Source organism: Rhodococcoides corynebacterioides, assembly GCF_019834675.1.
GTDB classification, from domain to species: domain Bacteria; phylum Actinomycetota; class Actinomycetes; order Mycobacteriales; family Mycobacteriaceae; genus Rhodococcoides; species Rhodococcoides corynebacterioides_A.
In genome coordinates, this window is record NZ_JABUBU010000005.1 from 118,738 (window position 1) to 134,897 (window position 16,160).

Here is a 16,160-nt window from a genome sequence, read left to right on the forward strand (position 1 = left end):
CGACGCCTCTGCCGCCGCTGCCTACACCGTCCTGGACGCCGTACCCCACACCGACGAGCGGGAACCAACCCCTTCCGTCGGAATACGGGGTGGAAAACGCACAGGTCGGGTCGACGTGCATCAAAGGGTCAACCGGCTATGACTCGAGTGGCTTGCGCGTCTACTGCGTCCCCTATCAGCCAGGTCTCCCTGATTCCGGATACGTCTGGGCCGCCCAGTAGCTGCCCCGAGGGCTCGCCACGCGCTGTCCGTGCCGGAACGCGAGGATGAGAACCGGGTCGGACTGGACTGGCACGCCGAGCACGCAGGCCGTAGCTTCTCCGAGCCCATACGTTGCGCGCCCCGGCCGCTCGGGCACTGCCGCTGCCATTCCCCACCAGTCGTTAGTACATACGTTCGATCGGCTGATATGGTCGACGGTGCGGGGCTGGGCGGAGGCTGCGGTCTCGGGAAGCGTCCGGCCCCGCACACACGCACCCACTCGACTGCCCTGCGGAGAGACGATGACCACTGCATTCGACGCCGCCGCGCAGTGATGCGGGCGTGCTGTGATGCGGGCGTGCTGTGTTCGAGGACTGGCCGGTGAAGTACTCCCCCGCGCCGCGGCGACTGTGCGACCCACCGATTCCGGTCACCGTCGACCTCGGCCGCGCCTTCGCCCGCACTCCCCGCTCGGCTCGGCTGGGACTGGCGTTGCGCGTCAAGGCCGAAGCGCTGCACCTCTCCGACTCCGTGCCGGGCCTCCTCCATGCGTGGGTGAGAACAACGGCCGGAGACTGGATCGCGTTGTGCGAGATGGACTTGCACACCGGAAACGGCAACGGCGCGATGCGCGTGCGGCAGTGGTGCCCATCCGCGTCGATCACCCCACGAGACGTGCAACCGCGATGAGCATGCTCGGTGAGCCCGCCGGCGGTGTCGGTGCGACGCGCTACGGTCCGTTGCCGTGAACCCCGGAGACCTGGCCCGACTGCACAGCGGGGCCGTGCACGTCTTCACCGTCGTCGAGGTCGACACCGACCACGCGACCATAGCCCCGGCCGGAGACGCCGCCACCGCAACGGGAGCGTACCCGTTCCGCGTTCCGCTCTCGGTCCTGACGCCCGCCTCGTAGTCGGCACCAAACCGCTACTCCTCCGAATCGTCGCCCTGCTCTCGACGTGCCGCCCGCCTCGCCACGTAGTCCACGACGATGCCGACGCCGGCGAAGGCTGCGGTCACGTACGGACCTCCGAAGCCGGTGACGTCGGTGATGAGAATCAGCACGCGCAGTGCGGTCGAGACGGCAGACCAATCGACTTTCGCCATGTTGAGTACCCCTCCTGCTCGAAGGAGCTGGACAGTTCCTGCTCCTACAGATTGGGGCCGGGAACTTGGCTGCTGGACAGGGTCAATGCGGTGTGATCTACAACACTTGTCAGATAGTCAGCGGAATGGGGCGAGGATGCCGGCCCCGGGCAGCTGCCGGCCACGGTCAGGAGCATTGGTCCGCCCTCGCGGAATCAATGGGCGCGGTCAGCGCAGAGGTGTGGTCCGGCGCCAGGCGGCGAGGGGCCCGTCTCCGCTGGTCAGATGCCGGTGTTCGCGCAGGAGGGCGGCGATGTCGGCGTGCTCGCGGCGCAGCTGAGGATCGTCGGGGTCGTGGCCGTCGCCGATGAGGGCGTAGCGGGCGTCGGTGTCGACGTCGTAGTCCGGCGCCCCCGGGTGGTCGGTCACGCCCGGTCGCTGGGCGTGGTGCGGGCGAGGTGGATCGCGACGCGGGTGCCGGCGAGGGCGACGATCGCGGCGAGGACGGTGGCGGTGCCGCCGATGATCCAGTGGGCGGGGTTGTGCGGGTCGTCGAAGCGGGCGAGAAGGCCCGCGGCGCCGAGGACGACGCCGACGACGATCGCTGCGAACGCGGCGGCGCGGTGCCGAGGCGCGGTGATCCTGGTGGTGGCGTAGGCGGCGGCGACAATCAGTGCGAGGCCGAGGTAAGTCAGCATGGTCCCCCCTGGGTGCTGGTTTCTTCGTGGTGGTGGTCAGTGTGCCGCAGCGGTACGACACGGGTGGCGCTCAGCGGGGCCGGGAGCCGGGGCCGGCCGTCGATGCGGGGCACTCGTGTCGTGAATGGTCACGAACCATCTGACGCCCGCTCACCCGGCGTCGGCGGTGTCGCGGACGGCGGGTGAGCGGTGGGTGCACCGTGTACCGGTCAGAGGGTGGCTCCACCGGTGGTGAGTTCACGGCGCGCTGCGGACTCGATCGCGGCGCGCAGTCTTGCGGTCACGCGGTCGGGAACCGGCTGGGTGCCGGCGGTCAGTCGCGCAACGGCGTCGAGCGCGGCGCGGCGTTCGTCGGCGGTCGCGCCGTCGTCGCGGGCGACGGTGAGCGATGCGGTGATGCGCTCGACGGTGCGGGTGTCGAACACCGGATCGGTGAAGCCGACGGCGGTGGCGTGCTCGTACGCTGCGCGCCAGGTTCGGTGGGCAAGAGCGGCTGCGGCCGCGAACTCGCGGATGCGTCGGGGGTCGGTGGGGACGGTGTCGGTTCGCAGGTAGGTGGCGGCGTCGAACGCCTCCACGAACGCTGCCGTGTGCGGGTCGCGGACGTCGTCGAGCAACGGTCGCTCGAAGAACGAGTGCGGGTCGGTCACATGGGCGGCGTAGGCCGAGGCGACGTCGTTGTACTGGGCGAGGGCGGCGGTGTGGTCCACGGCGTTCTGCCTGGCTGCCGCGAGGCGGGCAAGGCGCTTTCTGCGCAGCGCCGCGACGCCGACACCGGCCGCAGCGAGCACTGCGAGGGCTAGCAGGACCAGACCGATGATGTCCCAGGAAATGTCGGTACGACCCGCAGGTTCGGTGTCGGTCGGAACCGGGGCCGGCGTCGACACGGGTTGCGGCCGATCGGCCGTCGGCGCTTCGGGCTCGCCCAGAAGGAATCGCAGGAATGCGGGACTGACCATCATGAGCAGTCCGGCGGCAACGAGTGTCACTCCTCGCGAGACCGAACCGAGTCCGGTCGTGTGGGCACGCGCGGCGACCGCCCCTCCAACGAAGATCGCGACAACTCCGGCGGCCGAGCCGACCCACGTCACGAGCTCGAAAAGCGACTGGAGGTTGTCGGCGGCGTGGAGCATGGCGTCGTCTGCGGCGCGGACTGTGATCATGGGGTTCCCCTCGAAAGTCGATGATTGTCGGCCGCCGACGATGAGCACGAGCGCCGCCAGGTGGTCTCCGCCGAAGGTGGCGGAGAGCGGGCGCGTTCGTCGCTCAGTTTACAGCGTTACGCTGTAAACTGGCAAGAGGGGAGCCGGCTCGAATACATTGCCTCCGAGCCTCCTTCGCTGAGTGAGAAAGTTTCGGTGAGCCACGGGGAGGTTACGAGCTGCTCGATGCTTCTCCGCCTCTGGTGATGCTGTTCGCGGTCGTTCGTCCGGTGGATCGCAATCGGAGTCGCGCAGGAGCTGGCGGACCGCCTCATCGACGAGATGGACGGGCCCCCACGCTGGGCGCTGATGTCAAAGCTTCCCGGCTCCAGATGCCGCAGCAACGGGTGGAGCGCGTACTCGAAACCACGGAGAGAAGGTCACGTCAACAGCGGATGGGCTTGGCACAGAGCCAGGTGTTGGTACGGTCCCGATAACTAGTAGCCGCACTACCGTCCAGGAGTATCCGTGAGCCGATTTCCCGATGTGGACTGGTTTTGCGACCGTTGCAACAACCATCTGAGCTCACAACCCGGCTTCAACGACAACAACTACACCTGTGTGTGCGACAACTGCGGACACAAGAACAGCATCTCGCGAGATAACATCTTCGACTCCCACGAGGACTACCACGGAGATGGTCGTCCGATTAAGTATTGATCGCAAAGCCGGATGAGATGGCAGACGAAGTGAGACCACGGGCTCGGGTCGCGGAAAGTGCAGTGGTCGTCAATCTCGTGTCGTGAGTCGCCGCCGCCGACCTGGGACACTTCCCGGTGAGGCCGCCGGTTCGACGGCAGCATCAAGACACCAACTGCACAGGTGTGTTCGGCCGCCGGGAACCCTGCCGATGTTCTGCTCTCGGTGCGTCACGGTCCTCGATGTTTGTGGTCTCAGGGGTAGGCCATTCCCTCCGCGTCGAACAGGTCTCGAATGAGGTTCTGGTTGGTGGCCGCGCGAACTCGCGCGTCGATTCCCACTGCGGTGAGGTCCAGTGCTTGGAGGTTACCGCCTACCTCGGCGACGGCGAGGCAACGTCGGACGCGATCGGAGTGGTCTTGAGCGTAGCGAGAGAGCGCCGACCACTTGGAGGAGGTGTCGGCGAGGTCGGACCGGTGCGGGTCGACGATGTCCATGGCGTACTTTCCGTCGCCGTCGTCGTGCCAGAACAGGAAGTCGGGGTGCATCAAGCGCTGCTCGTCACCGAACTTGTACGGGATCGCGAGCGCGTGGCGGCCTGACGAGGGGTTGCGGTACCACCCGACGAGGCTCTCGACGGCCAGCTCTGCTGTGAGTACGTCTGCCTCCCAGGACGACCGGGAGGTGTCGACGGGGAATCGGCCGGCGTTGGGTTTGCCGTCGGGGATGACGAACAGGTGCGCCGGGTACGTCTCGATCGGTGCAACGGTGTCGCCGCGGATCTTCTCGGTGGCGGCGGGATAGGCCGCGCGTGTCTCGACGGTCGTGGGGAGCATGGGTTCTGCGCCGAGATACCAGAGCGGTTCGGTCTGCTCTCGAACGTGGCGCGGTTTCGCGGACACCTTGGCCGCATGCTGTTGCCGCCATGTGGTGATCAGGGCCGTGGCCTGATGTTCCACGACTGTGGCGAACCCGAGGTCGGCCATCGCGACCAGGCGTGCAGATGCGTCGATCTCGTCTTCGCCGCGGTCGCAGAGTTCGTTAAAGTACCAGTTGGCAGATCCGTCGGGGAGCAGTCGTTTGGCTCGTTGGAAGTAGCCTTCGAGGTCGCGTTCGTTGGTGGGGGTGTCGGTCTTGCCGACGCTCTGCATGATCGCCTCACCGTAGGAGACCATGGTTGTGCTGATGGTCAGCGACATGATGTCGTCGACCTTGGCGTCGATCTCGTTGCGGCGTTGACTGTCAGCTGCGGTCATCTGATCGACGATCCACCGCTTCGCCTTCGCTGAGCCTTGTTCGATCAGACCGTGCTCGGTCAGCGTCGCGGCCAGGCGCAGCAACTGTGCGGTGCGTGAGCCGAAGGACGTCCTCTGCCGGGTGTACGAGGGAAGGGTGTCGAGCAGCTCGAACACGGCAGCGGGAACTTCTGTCGACTTCTCGCAGACGACGGGGGCGACGACGACGTCGACCTCGACACTCTCGTCTTCGGTCAGTGCCTTCACCACCCGCGCCACGTGCTCGGTTCGGAACCCCGGCAGGTACGCCGCGACCTCCCCCAGTCGCTCGTCTCCCCCGTCGATACGCTTGGCCAGCGGCGTTCGGACCAGTCGGCCGATGAGTTGGGCGATCTCGGTGTAGCTGTCCCTGTTCTGGAACGAGATCATCACCTCGGCTCGCGGGCAGTCCCATCCCGTGGTCAAAGCCGACTTGAACAAGACCACCCGCGCCTGGTCGTCACCGGAGATGGCTTCCGGTGGCAGGTAGCGGATGGTCTTGTCGCCGACCTTGTACTGGCCGTGGTCGCCGAACGCGTGCGCGACTGCATAGCCGGACAGTTGAGGCCACGTCGATTCCAGCACCGCGAGAATTTCTGCGAGCCGCGCTTCTTCCCTGGCGGGTGAAAGTCCTTGCTCGACCTGGACGACGAGCAGTGGCTCGACCAGCCGGTCCCCGGTGGCCTCGTGGTGCGCCCGCCAGGATGCGTCGGACGATTCGAGATCCTCCACGGCGAGGGCGAGCATGGTGTTGTCCGCCGACTGCGACTCCCCCAAGCTGCGCAGCAGAATACGGTCTTTGAGCAGTCCGGATTCGCGGACGTCGCCGGCTTTGACCTCCACCAGGCGAGGTGTCCTGTTGGCGGCGTTCATGGCAGCAAGGAAGCGGTCGGGGGTGGCCGAAATACCGAGCACGACCGGTGCGGCCGGCTGATGGGTTCCGATATTGGTGGTGCCACCATCGACGATGGTTCCCGCGATCGACTTGCGATCGGTGTTCTTCGTGCCCGAGCCGCGGTGCGCCTCGTCCCAGATCACCAGAAAATCCGCACCGCGGTCGCGAACGGTGTTGGCGATCATGTCCCACGCGCCGTGGGTTCGCCTGTCGTTGCGGGTGCCGTCGGCGCGGACTGCGTGCAGTGTCGAGTTCTTCTGCATAGCTTGGATGTGGACGAAGTAGATGTGCCCCGGTTGCAGGGTGCGGTGGTCGTTCTCGCCGAGGAAGCGGATGCAGTTGATGTCGATTCCGCCCCCGGAAGCTTGGGTGATCTTCGCGATCGTCTGCGCGTTGAGGGCGCGGTCGTCGGTGATCCACAGGACCGTCATGTTCGGGTTGGCGGCCCTCGTCGGTGTGCCCTTGAAGATCCCTTCGAGCACTGCTGTGGCAATGACGGTCTTGCCTGCCCCGGTGGGGGCGGTCAGGCCGACCGCGGTGCGTTCACCGTCGTCGAGGTACCCGGCGCGGGCCTTGCCGAGGTTGGTGAGCACGGACTCGACCGCAACCGCCTGATACGGCTCCAGTGTGAACTTCACCGCGGGCCGCCAGCGATGTTGATCGTGTAGTTCGACAAATAGTCCTCGTAAAGCTGCACCGTGTCGACGCCGACCGGCAGGCGCTCGACCGCACGCTGATACTCCGCATCGGAATCTGTGATGACGAACACCACCTGAGGCGAAGCGCCGGTTACAGACGCGTCGGTGACTGCCCCGGCGAATATGGCCAGCGCGTCGATATCAAACAGGACGCCGTAGGCCTTTGTCAGTGCCCACCCGTCGTCGGGAATGCGATCAACTCGCTGGCCTCGCGCGCCGGCTTCGAGCCACATCAGTGGGGCGACGGCCTCGAACTCGTGACCGCGGCGGACCATACCGGGGTCGAGGTAAGTCAAGTCCAACATTTCCACATTCACAGCGAGCCCGTCTGAGTACTTAGAACCGTTCTCGCGTTTGCCTGTGGCGACCGTGGAGATTCGCGGCCGGCAAACGAACTCAAAGACACCTCGCGCCTCCCAATCTGCGTCCCCAGGACGCAGGCCCAGAGTTCGCAGCTTCTTAGCTTCGCTTGCTCCAACCTCATTGTTGGTCACAAGAATGGACTGCCTGGTTCCCCCGTCCGCTGCATTGAGCTGCATCACAGCCTCGGTGGTACTGCCGGACCCACCGAAAAAATCCAGAATCACAGCATCTCGCGGCGCCGCCATCCGGAACCACCGCGCCAGCACCTCGTGATCTTTGGGGAACGGAAAACGCTTCTCCGTGAGGAGACCCTGAAGGTGCGTGTTCGCTGCATTGCGAGAATGAGTGAACGCAGGTACCGGCATATTTTGCGCGTAATCTACTAGCGACTTCTTCTTCCTGGGTCGTCTACCAAAGGCCACCAAGCCTGCCGCGATCCATTCATCCATAAGCGATTTTTGGACCGTCCAGCCGTTCTCTGGAGGCTCGTACTGTTTTCCGGAATTGGGGTCAGTAACGACATACCGCAGGTTGGGGCGCGGCAGCCTGTTTGTCAGATCCGATGTCTCGAAAATCATCCCGTTTTGATCGACGTTATTGAAGCGCGTTACACCCTCCGGCATATGCCGTTGATTCGTCTTGATGAACTCGCGGAGGCTTTCTTGCGCCTCTTCGGGGCTTTTGCCGCTCGACAACGCAGCATCCACGAGGCGCAACATCTCAGGAACAAAGGGCTTTGGATCCATGAAGCGCCCGACTTGTTCGGCGTTACGTCCATAGACCAACATGTAGTCAACGCCGCCAGCGTGATGTCGGGCAAGCGCCGAGCCACCCCCTTGCCAAACGGCGTTCATTATGAAATTAGCCGGTCCGAAAAGCTGATCGAGCAGCATCCGCAGCCTGTGATGTTCATCGTCACCAATTGCAGCGATGATGACACCAGTCGGTTTCAGGAGGTCGCGGGCGATCAAAAGTCGCCGTTCCATGAAAGATAACCATTTTGAGGATTTAGCACGATCATTTTGGTCGACATAACGGTCGTTGTAAATCCAACCGTCGTTGCCCGTGTTGTAAGGCGGGTCGACATAGATCAGGTCGATTTTATTGCGGTGCGTTGAGCGCAGCGCTTGGAGTGCATGGAAATTCTCGCCGTTGATGACGACATGCCAGGGCGCGTCGGAAGGGCCATTCTCAATTCGTTCGACCGTACGCAGGCCTGGGTAGATGGGTTCGTCGAACTCGCGGACCACGACAAGTTCGGCAACGGGTCGTACACCACCGTCCCCACTGAGGACCGCAGTCTCGCGAGCGCGGTCGGCGAACCGGTCGACAATCCAAGTTCTGGCGGATGTTTCGTCACGTAGTGCAACCCGGATGCCCTTCCGGACGGGATGATCGGGTAGCCGAACGGACTCGGGTAGATGGCGGTCGAACACGAGCCCGAAGTGGCGTGACCCGCGGAGGAGTTCGATCTCGTAGGCAAGCCTGGTTCGTAAGGTGTTGTCCTCGACGCGAGCCACGAGTTGATCAAGAACGTTCGAATCGTCAGCCATCTCGACACTCGTTGCCCGCCGGGGCTGCCTGGACCATTGCCAGAGCATATCGTCGCAAGGCCCGTCGACCGCCCATCAGGTCATCTTGTCCGACGTCTCTGACTCTGCGCCCGGTAGATCAGGCGAGACCAGCAAATGCTTCTTCGCTTCGTCTAGCCCTGCTCTTCTCGGGCCCTCGCGAGTGTGGCATACATCGCGGACCGACTGAGCCCGGAGATTTCCATCAGTTGGCAGACGGCTGGGGGTGTCCTGCGGTGCGGTGGTAGTGGTTGATGGCCGCCACCCAGGCGGACAGGGTACTGGCGGCGTAGGCCTTCTCCCCCGCCGCGGTGACGGTGTCGGCGGCATCAACCAGGTAGGCGGCGACCGTGACAGGGTGCGCCGGCAGCGCGTCGTGCCCGTGGCGGGTGCACCACTCGGAATAGCGGCGCCACCCCGAGGCGTAGGCGCGGCGGGTGCCGGCCGAGCGGGACGACTCCACCGCCCCGGCGATCTTCATGGCCACCGCATCAGGGATCGCCGGTACCGACGCACGGTCTGAGAGTCCCGGAGCGGTCACAGGAGGGGTCATCGGGACCGTTTCGTGCAGTCGGAAGTTCACATCCGCAGCCTAGACCCCGCATCTGACACGGTAGCGTGCCGAAACTGTGTTGAGCTGGCATTTCGCGGCTTACGGCGCGTTAAGTGAAATTATCGGGGCCGCTCCTGTCGTGTCGCGCCGAACTACCGGATGCGTGGCCCCCTCTGCAGCGGCCCACTCCGTTGCGGAAAGGGCCGTCCTTCGTTGTGGGTCAACTCCAGGTAGTCGATGTATCGCTCCACCGCCTCTGCGGCGAGGTCGGACGGGCCCCGAGGTGCCCCGGGTGTGGCCATCAACGCTTCGGCCGCGTTCAGCAATCGTTCACTGGTCTCGACGTAGAAGTAGAAGGTCCTTTTGGTCTTGGTAGGCCTGTCCGTCGCTGACGGCTTCGGTGCACTCGCCTCTAAATTTGCTACTGGCTCGGGCAATGGATCGAGGGGGCTCGAATTGCCCAGGGCACTTTTCAGGCGTTCAGGGCGTGCCATAGCCGACTCCCTCCATGAGCAGTCCCGACGTACGGCGGTAGATGCTGGCTAAATTGCGGGCATCCGTCGTACCCCAGTCGAGGAGACTGGTCTGCGCCTCAGCGGAGTCCTTCAATACCACTCGCTTAGGAACAGGGTCTCCGATGATCGTGATGCAATCAGCGATTTCCGCCAGCTGCTCGCGACCAGCAATGGTGTTGCGTTCGTGGAGGTTGATGATCGCGCCCATCAGCTCCAACGTCGGGTTGTAGCTGCGGCGAACCACGTCGATGGTTCGTCGTAGCCGCGCCAGTCCGTTTGCAGAGAAGAGTGCTGACTGACTCACCACGAGGGCTTGCCGGGCCGCGACCAGCGCGTTGATCGTCAACAGGTCCAAGCTTGGCGGGCAGTCGATGACCACCAGCTCGTAGCTCGGAGCTATCAGCTCGAGCGCATCGCGGAGCCGTCGCTCGCGTCCAGCGCCACCCAAGATCAACTCGTCCCGTACGAAAGCAAGGGATTCCGAGTTTGGATCGGTGGCGACTAGATCGACGCCGCCCCAGATGGACGGTGCCACCACGTCCGCAAGGGTTGCGGCCGACCTGCCTGACAGTGCATCCGCCATTACCGCGTCGCCAGGGGATGACCCACCGGAGCTGAGCACAGTGCTCAGGTTCCCTTGCGGGTCCATGTCGAGCGCCAGAACTCGGTGGCCGGCGCGGCGGGCGGCATCGACGATGTGAAAGGTGGTTGTCGTCTTACCTACTCCACCCTTCTGATTACAGAAAGCAATCACGTTGTGTGACATGCGTGTGTCCTCTCACTGGTGAATGATTCTTCGGCGCTGGGTTGCCTTACGCGTGATACCTGCAATACGGGTGAAGGAGTTTTGGCAAGGGATGGCTGCATTGGATGTCTGGGCAGCATCGCAATCCATACACGCCATCCCAGCCACGCCCGATACCGGTAGGTACCGATTGGGATGCGTTACCCGCACGGGACTAATTACCCGAAATGCCAACGTTGCGGGAACAGCAGTCAATGCTGCGAACACCTCCAACACAGCAATGCTGATAATTCGTGGGAGGTCATCGAACCCACACCGAAGTCGGTCTTAAGCTGGAACTGCTGCGCGTTCCGCGAGCACCGAGGATCGAAATTGTGAACATCAAGGTTGGTCCCGTCTACTGCGTCGAACTTCGTACTGCTTCACCCGGACCCCCCAGGGGTGAACCCCATCGTCCGCACCCACGTTGTCCGCTCCACGCCCTCTGGCCCCGCGTCGTGACGACGCGTGGCTGATCGGTATCGCCACCCCGTGAATGATCAGTTCGCGGAAGTGGTGCCTCGCGGCCGGTCGACGAGGATCGCTAAAGGGTGCACAGTCAACGGCGGCAGGCTGGTTATCGTCGGGCTCTGCCTGAAAACGACGCGCCGCCGAAATGCCTGCATCATGTCCTGTGCTGATGCGGGCACGTCGATCGGCTGTGAGTGAGTGGTAGCGGGACGAGTCACCGCCTCGGAGGGGCTATTCCAGGAATGGCAACAAATGCCTTGATGGAAATCGCTCGCTGATCTAAAGTATTCTTCTGAAGCCTTCTTCCTTGCAGGTGGTAGGCCTAGTGCCCTCGGCTCCGGTGCTCGACACACCGGGTTCAGCCGAGGGCACCTTCGTTTCGACAGGGGCCGACGTCAGCGCCGCTCAGGCAACGCCCGCACCGCCAGCGCTCTGAGACTCCAGGCGTTCGATGTACTCGTCAATGGCCGTGTCCGGTATCAGGCGGCGCTTGCCGACCTTGACGCTCCGGATCTCGCCAGACGCGATCTTGTTGAAGAAGCTGGATCGACCGAGCCCGGTGCGGGACATGCCTTCCTGCACCGAGAAGAGCTGCCTGCTCATCACATCCTCCTGTCGTGAATCACCACCGGCTTCCCGCTCTTACGGTTGGTCTCGAGTGGTTCCACCGCAACATAGCCTGCTCGTGGATTCACCGCAATACGTGGTGTTTTGTCCAGTAAGATGCGTATGCATGACGCAGGAGTGGACCCAACAGCTGGTCGATAGGGTGGGGAGAGAGGTACGCCGTGCGCGAACCGCCTCCTCTCCGCCCCTGTCAGGGCAGGCACTCTCAGACCGTACGGCGGAGCTGGGCCACCCGATCTCGCGCGCCGTGATATCCGACTTGGAGACAGGTCGGCGTCGCGGTCTCGACGTTGCCGACCTCATTGTGTTGGCGGCCGCGCTGCGAATTTCCCCCGTGCAACTGCTGTTTCCCGAACTCCCGCGCGGATCTGTGGACGTCCTGCCCGGGCGACCGCACGAGTCCCACGACGCGGTGCGATGGTTTGCCGGCGAGACCGGCCTGTTCGCCTCGTCGGGTGATTGGGAAACCGGAACCGGCGAGTCTGCAAAGGTTTGGACTCGGGAAGAGCTGGCGCCGGAGATCGACCGCATCACCGTTACGCGACAGTGGCTCAGGGCAATCGCCTCGATGAGGGGGGCGCAATCGCAGATCACGCGAGCTCTCGCATCCGAGGAACCGCGGGAACAGATCAGCACTTTGGAAGATCTGTACGACGACGCACGAGATCGCGCTGAAAAGCTGGTCAGGCAGATGACTGAGCTCGGCATGGACGTCAGGGAGGGCGATCCCCGTGTCTGACTTGTCGTTACTTCGGATCGCCGGGAACCGGGCGCCGACGTTCCCGCTGGCGCGAGTCGGTGAGAACCCGCCATCTCCGAGACCGGTCCATCGTCGTGGCTAGGCAGCAACTGCCACCGCAGATCAAGAAGATCTCAGTCCGCGACAAGCGCACTGGTGCAACGGTGATCCGGTACGAGGTTCGCGTTGATACGCCCAACCCCGCAGCCACGTACGCGTCCTCGGATGGAACCCTTACTCCACCCCGTCGTTCGCAAAGTCGACGACGATTCGCCACCGAGAGGGAAGCGCGCGCCGCGCTCAATCGTGCTTTCGATGACCGCAACGACCCCATGTACGTCGCGCCGTCCACCGTAACGGTCGACGAAGCCTGCTCGGCTTACCTTTCCGGTCGACACAATCTGAAGCCAACGACTCTCGTCTCCTACACGCAAGCTCTCAAGCCCATCCGGCTCGTACACGGGGACACCCCTATACAGAAACTGACCAAACAGCATCTCGACACGCTCGTTCGTGACCTTCTCTCCGGTTCGATGCCGAAGAGCGCTGGCCGCCGGAAGCCGTGGAAAGCCATCTCGGTGAACCACATGTTGAACGTCGTGTCCATGGTGCTCACCCAAGAGGTCAAACAAGGGCGATTGGTGCGCGACGTCGCTGCCCTGGTCGACCGATTGCCCCGTGAACACCACAAAAGCGAGACGTACACCCAGGACGAAGTCGTGCTGATCTTGAAGGCCGCGTCCAGCTCGCGCGTCGGGCACGCTTGGGTGCTGGCGCTCTACGGTCTTCGACGAGGTGAGATCTGCGGGCTCCGGTGGCGGGACGTGGATCTCGAGCTGGGCACGATCACGATTGCCAACAACCGAGTCAGTGTCAACGGTCGAGCCTCGGACGGAGCACCCAAATCACGAAGCTCACGGCGGACGCTCCCCTTGACCGACGCACTCCGGAGAAGCCTGCTCAGCGCGAGGGAAACGCAAGCGGGCGAGTCGACAGCAGCCGGTCGCGACTACCAGGAGGGCAGCCACGTCGTCTGCGACGAGTTGGGCCGCGCCTACCACCCGGACAGCATTTCCGGCCTATGGGAAAGGTTCACCCTCCGCGCAAAGGTACGACCTCTGAGGTTGCATGATTGTCGACACTCGTGCGGAACTCTGATGCACCTTCAAGGTGTTCCGATAGCAGTGATCGCAGCCTGGCTGGGGCACAGCGACAACGCGTTCACCATGCGCACTTACGTCCATGCTCAGGGCGATGCAATGCTGGACGGCGCCGACGTACTGCAGACGATGATGACAGCCGGGACTGCAGCCGACTCGAACAGGGATCCGCAACCTCCGTCCCAGGAGTGAGCACCCACGTCACGCTCGCGCAGGGCTTCGTCCAAGGTCATACAGAGTTGCCAAGGCGGTACGCAAGGACCAGTTCGGTTCGGGATGTGTCATTCTGTGTCACCCGGACGCCCTCGAGGTCCCCAACACAGAAGTACCTGACCAGCATCGTGGCTGGTCAGGTACAGGATGTAGATGGAGCCGCCTTGGGGAATCGAACCCCAGACCTTTTCATTACGAGTGAAATGCTCTACCGACTGAGCTAAGGCGGCGCGGCCCCGCGAGGAGCCGGGACGAGTCTAACCACTCGCCCCGGCCACCACCAAAACGGGCCCCTACCTGGCCGCCGCACCCAGCGTGGCCACCATCGCGTCGACGGCGAACTTGGGCTTGACGTTCATCTCGAGCGCCTCCCGGCACCGGAGGATCGCTTCGATACAGGTCAGCAGCGACTCCGCCGAGCACACCGACGCCAGCCCGCGCGCCTGATCGACCATGTCGGGGTGGGTGAGCGTGGATTCGGCGCCGAAGGACTGGGCCAGCGCGTCCCGATACAGCCCCGCGAGGTCGATGAGCGCCCGGTCCAACGCGTCACGGCCGGTGCGGGTCCGGCGCGACTTCTGCCGCGCCTCGAGCTCCTTGAGCACACCCGCCGAGCCCCGCAGCGCACCCGCCGCACCCTTGCCGGTACCGCCCGCGCCGAGGGCCGTGCGCAGCTCCTCGGTCTCCTGCTCGTCCCGTGCCGAGTTGAGCTCGACCGCGTCGAGTTCGGCGGCCTTCACCAGTTCCTCGACGACGGCGTACTGCGTGGCCGGCCGCAGCGCGGCCTTGGCGATACCCAGGGCCCGCTGGCGCCGGTCGCGTGCGTCGGCGTCCGTCGCCAATCGCCGCGCCCGGCCGACGTGCCCGCCGCCGACGGACGCCGCCCACGCGGCCGTCTTCTCGTCCAACCCGTCGTTCTCGCGCAGGACGCGGGCGATGTCGTCGGGCCTGGGGGTGACCAGCGCGACGTGGCGACACCGCGAGCGAATGGTGACGGCGATGTCCTCCGGATCCACCGACGGCGCGCACAGCAGGAAGATGGTCCGCGCGGGCGGTTCCTCGACCGCTTTCAGCAGAGCGTTGTACGCCCGCTCGCCGAGCCGGTCCGCGTCCTCGATCACGACGATCTGCCACAGCCCGGTCGACGGACGACGCGCGGCCATCTGCACGACGTCGCGCATCTCCTTGACCGAGATGGACAGTCCCTGCGGCACGATGCGTCGGACGTCGCCGTGCGTCCCGTGCAGGGTGGTGGTGCAGGCGTGGCAACGGCCGCAGCCGACGACGTCCGGATCGGTGCACTGCAGCGCGGCGGCGAAGCACACCGCGGCGATGGAGCGGCCCGAGCCCGGCGGTCCGGTGAACAGCCACGAATGGGTCATGCGCGACCCGATGTCACCCTCACGGGCAGCGTGCGCCGCGTCGGTCAGTTCGGCCACCACCTCGTGCTGGCCGACCAGCCGATCGAACACTCCCGCCATGACGGCGAGCCTAGTGCTGCGCTCCGACAGTGCCCGACCGGCGGCCGCGCAGGCGCGCGATACCGGCCAGGACGGCCACCACGATCGACCCGACGATCAGCCCCAGCAGCGCCGAGAACAGGGTGTTGACGATCCAGGCGAGGACTCCGCCGATCCCGCCGACGCCGTGCACCGCCTCCTCGGCGTGATGCACCAGCTCGTACAGCGGGTGGAAGCCGAGCTCGTCGATGCCGACCAGCAGGATGTGGCCGCCGACCCACAGCATCGCGGCGGTGCCGACCACGGAGAGCACGCTCATGACCTTCGGCATCCCGCGGACCAGACCGCGTCCGACGGTCTGCGCGATGCCCGACGACGTGTCGGCGAGACGAAGACCGATGTCGTCCATCTTCACGATCAGCCCGACGACGCCGTAGACCACCACGGTGATCACGACGGCGACGACGGCGAGAATGATCAACCGGGACCAGAAGCCCTCGGAGGCGATGGTGTCGAGGGCGATGACCATGATCTCGGCCGAGAGGATGAGGTCGGTGCGGACCGCGCCGGCGACGACGGTGTCCTCGTCCCGCGGCCCGTCCTCCTCGTGGTCGTGCGCGCCGTGACCGCTGAGCGCACCCCAGATCTTGTGCACCGCTTCGTAACTCAGGTACGCGCCGCCGACCATGAGGATCGGCGTGAGCAGCCACGGCAGGAACTGACTGAGCAGCAGCGCGATCGGCAGGATGATGATCAGCTTGTTGCGCAGCGAGCCGATCGCGATGCGCTTGACGATCGGCAGTTCCCGCTCCGCCGCCAGTCCGCGGACGTACTGGGGAGTGACCGCGGTGTCGTCGATGACGACACCCGCGGCCTTCGCCGTGGCCTTGCCGGTGGCGGCACCGACGTCGTCGATGGACGCCGCGGCCAGGCGCGCGAGCGCGGCGACGTCGTCGAGCAGGGCAACCAGTCCTCCGGCCATGGGCCGACCTTACGCCGTACTCGGGTCGG

At 64.7% G+C, this 16,160-nt stretch carries 15 protein-coding genes and 1 tRNA gene; 4 read left to right on the top strand and 12 right to left on the bottom strand.

The window, feature by feature from the left end:
* Positions 1-582 precede the first annotated feature (582 nt).
* Entirely contained in the window at positions 583-891 is a 309-nt protein-coding gene (locus HQ603_RS09315) for a hypothetical protein (protein WP_222684267.1), read from the top strand.
* A gap of 55 nt (positions 892-946) precedes the next feature.
* Positions 947-1,114: a hypothetical protein gene (locus tag HQ603_RS09320; protein WP_222684268.1), complete on the top strand. Its 168-nt coding sequence runs from the start codon at positions 947-949 to the stop codon at positions 1,112-1,114.
* A 14-nt stretch (positions 1,115-1,128) separates the two neighbouring features.
* Here the strand turns inward: HQ603_RS09320 and HQ603_RS09325 are convergent, their stop codons facing one another.
* From HQ603_RS09325 to HQ603_RS09365, 9 genes are all read right to left on the bottom strand, one after another.
* Entirely contained in the window at positions 1,129-1,308 is a 180-nt protein-coding gene (locus tag HQ603_RS09325; RefSeq protein WP_222684269.1) for a hypothetical protein, read from the bottom strand.
* Between the two features lie 207 nt (positions 1,309-1,515).
* Positions 1,516-1,716, bottom strand: a complete 201-nt coding sequence (locus HQ603_RS09330; RefSeq protein ID WP_222684270.1) for a hypothetical protein — start codon at positions 1,714-1,716, stop codon at positions 1,516-1,518.
* Positions 1,713-1,985, bottom strand: a complete 273-nt coding sequence (locus tag HQ603_RS09335) for a hypothetical protein (protein ID WP_222684271.1) — start codon at positions 1,983-1,985, stop codon at positions 1,713-1,715. Before HQ603_RS09335 ends, HQ603_RS09330 begins: the two co-directional genes overlap by 4 nt.
* A 209-nt stretch (positions 1,986-2,194) precedes the next feature.
* Complete coding sequence (locus tag HQ603_RS09340) at positions 2,195-3,148, bottom strand: hypothetical protein (protein ID WP_222684272.1); 954 nt, start codon at positions 3,146-3,148, stop codon at positions 2,195-2,197.
* A 932-nt stretch (positions 3,149-4,080) separates the two neighbouring features.
* Complete coding sequence (locus HQ603_RS09345) at positions 4,081-6,633, bottom strand: DEAD/DEAH box helicase (RefSeq protein WP_222684273.1); 2,553 nt, start codon at positions 6,631-6,633, stop codon at positions 4,081-4,083.
* Positions 6,630-8,609, bottom strand: coding sequence for a site-specific DNA-methyltransferase (locus tag HQ603_RS09350; protein ID WP_222684274.1), 1,980 nt, complete (start codon positions 8,607-8,609; stop codon positions 6,630-6,632). The genes HQ603_RS09345 and HQ603_RS09350 overlap by 4 nt, the downstream gene beginning before the upstream one ends.
* 223 nt (positions 8,610-8,832) lie before the next feature.
* Entirely contained in the window at positions 8,833-9,108 is a 276-nt protein-coding gene (locus HQ603_RS09355; RefSeq protein WP_222684275.1) for a hypothetical protein, read from the bottom strand.
* A 552-nt stretch (positions 9,109-9,660) separates the two neighbouring features.
* Positions 9,661-10,461 (bottom strand): ParA family protein, encoded by an 801-nt coding sequence (locus HQ603_RS09360; protein ID WP_222684276.1) that lies wholly within the window; start codon positions 10,459-10,461, stop codon positions 9,661-9,663.
* An 894-nt stretch (positions 10,462-11,355) separates the two neighbouring features.
* A complete protein-coding gene (locus tag HQ603_RS09365) occupies positions 11,356-11,553 on the bottom strand; it encodes an excisionase family DNA-binding protein (protein WP_214503907.1) in 198 nt (65 codons plus the stop codon).
* Positions 11,554-11,824: 271 nt separating this feature from the next.
* Here HQ603_RS09365 and HQ603_RS09370 point away from each other — a divergent pair, with 271 nt between their 5' ends.
* On the top strand, positions 11,825-12,316 hold the full coding sequence (locus HQ603_RS09370) for an XRE family transcriptional regulator (RefSeq protein ID WP_261773607.1): 492 nt from the start codon (positions 11,825-11,827) through the stop codon (positions 12,314-12,316).
* Positions 12,317-12,411: 95 nt separating this feature from the next.
* A complete protein-coding gene (locus tag HQ603_RS09375; protein WP_222684278.1) occupies positions 12,412-13,668 on the top strand; it encodes a tyrosine-type recombinase/integrase in 1,257 nt (418 codons plus the stop codon).
* Positions 13,669-13,843: 175 nt separating this feature from the next.
* On the opposite strand, the gene HQ603_RS09380 is transcribed toward HQ603_RS09375, so the two are convergent.
* The 3 genes from HQ603_RS09380 to HQ603_RS09390 all read right to left on the bottom strand — a co-directional run bounded on the left by HQ603_RS09380 (position 13,844) and on the right by HQ603_RS09390 (position 16,131).
* Positions 13,844-13,919: transfer RNA gene (locus tag HQ603_RS09380), tRNA-Thr, on the bottom strand.
* A gap of 63 nt (positions 13,920-13,982) precedes the next feature.
* Complete coding sequence (locus HQ603_RS09385) at positions 13,983-15,170, bottom strand: DNA polymerase III subunit delta' (RefSeq protein ID WP_222684279.1); 1,188 nt, start codon at positions 15,168-15,170, stop codon at positions 13,983-13,985.
* Positions 15,171-15,180: 10 nt separating this feature from the next.
* On the bottom strand, positions 15,181-16,131 hold the full coding sequence (locus tag HQ603_RS09390; RefSeq protein WP_222684280.1) for a DUF808 domain-containing protein: 951 nt from the start codon (positions 16,129-16,131) through the stop codon (positions 15,181-15,183).
* Between the last annotated feature and the right edge of the window lie 29 nt (positions 16,132-16,160).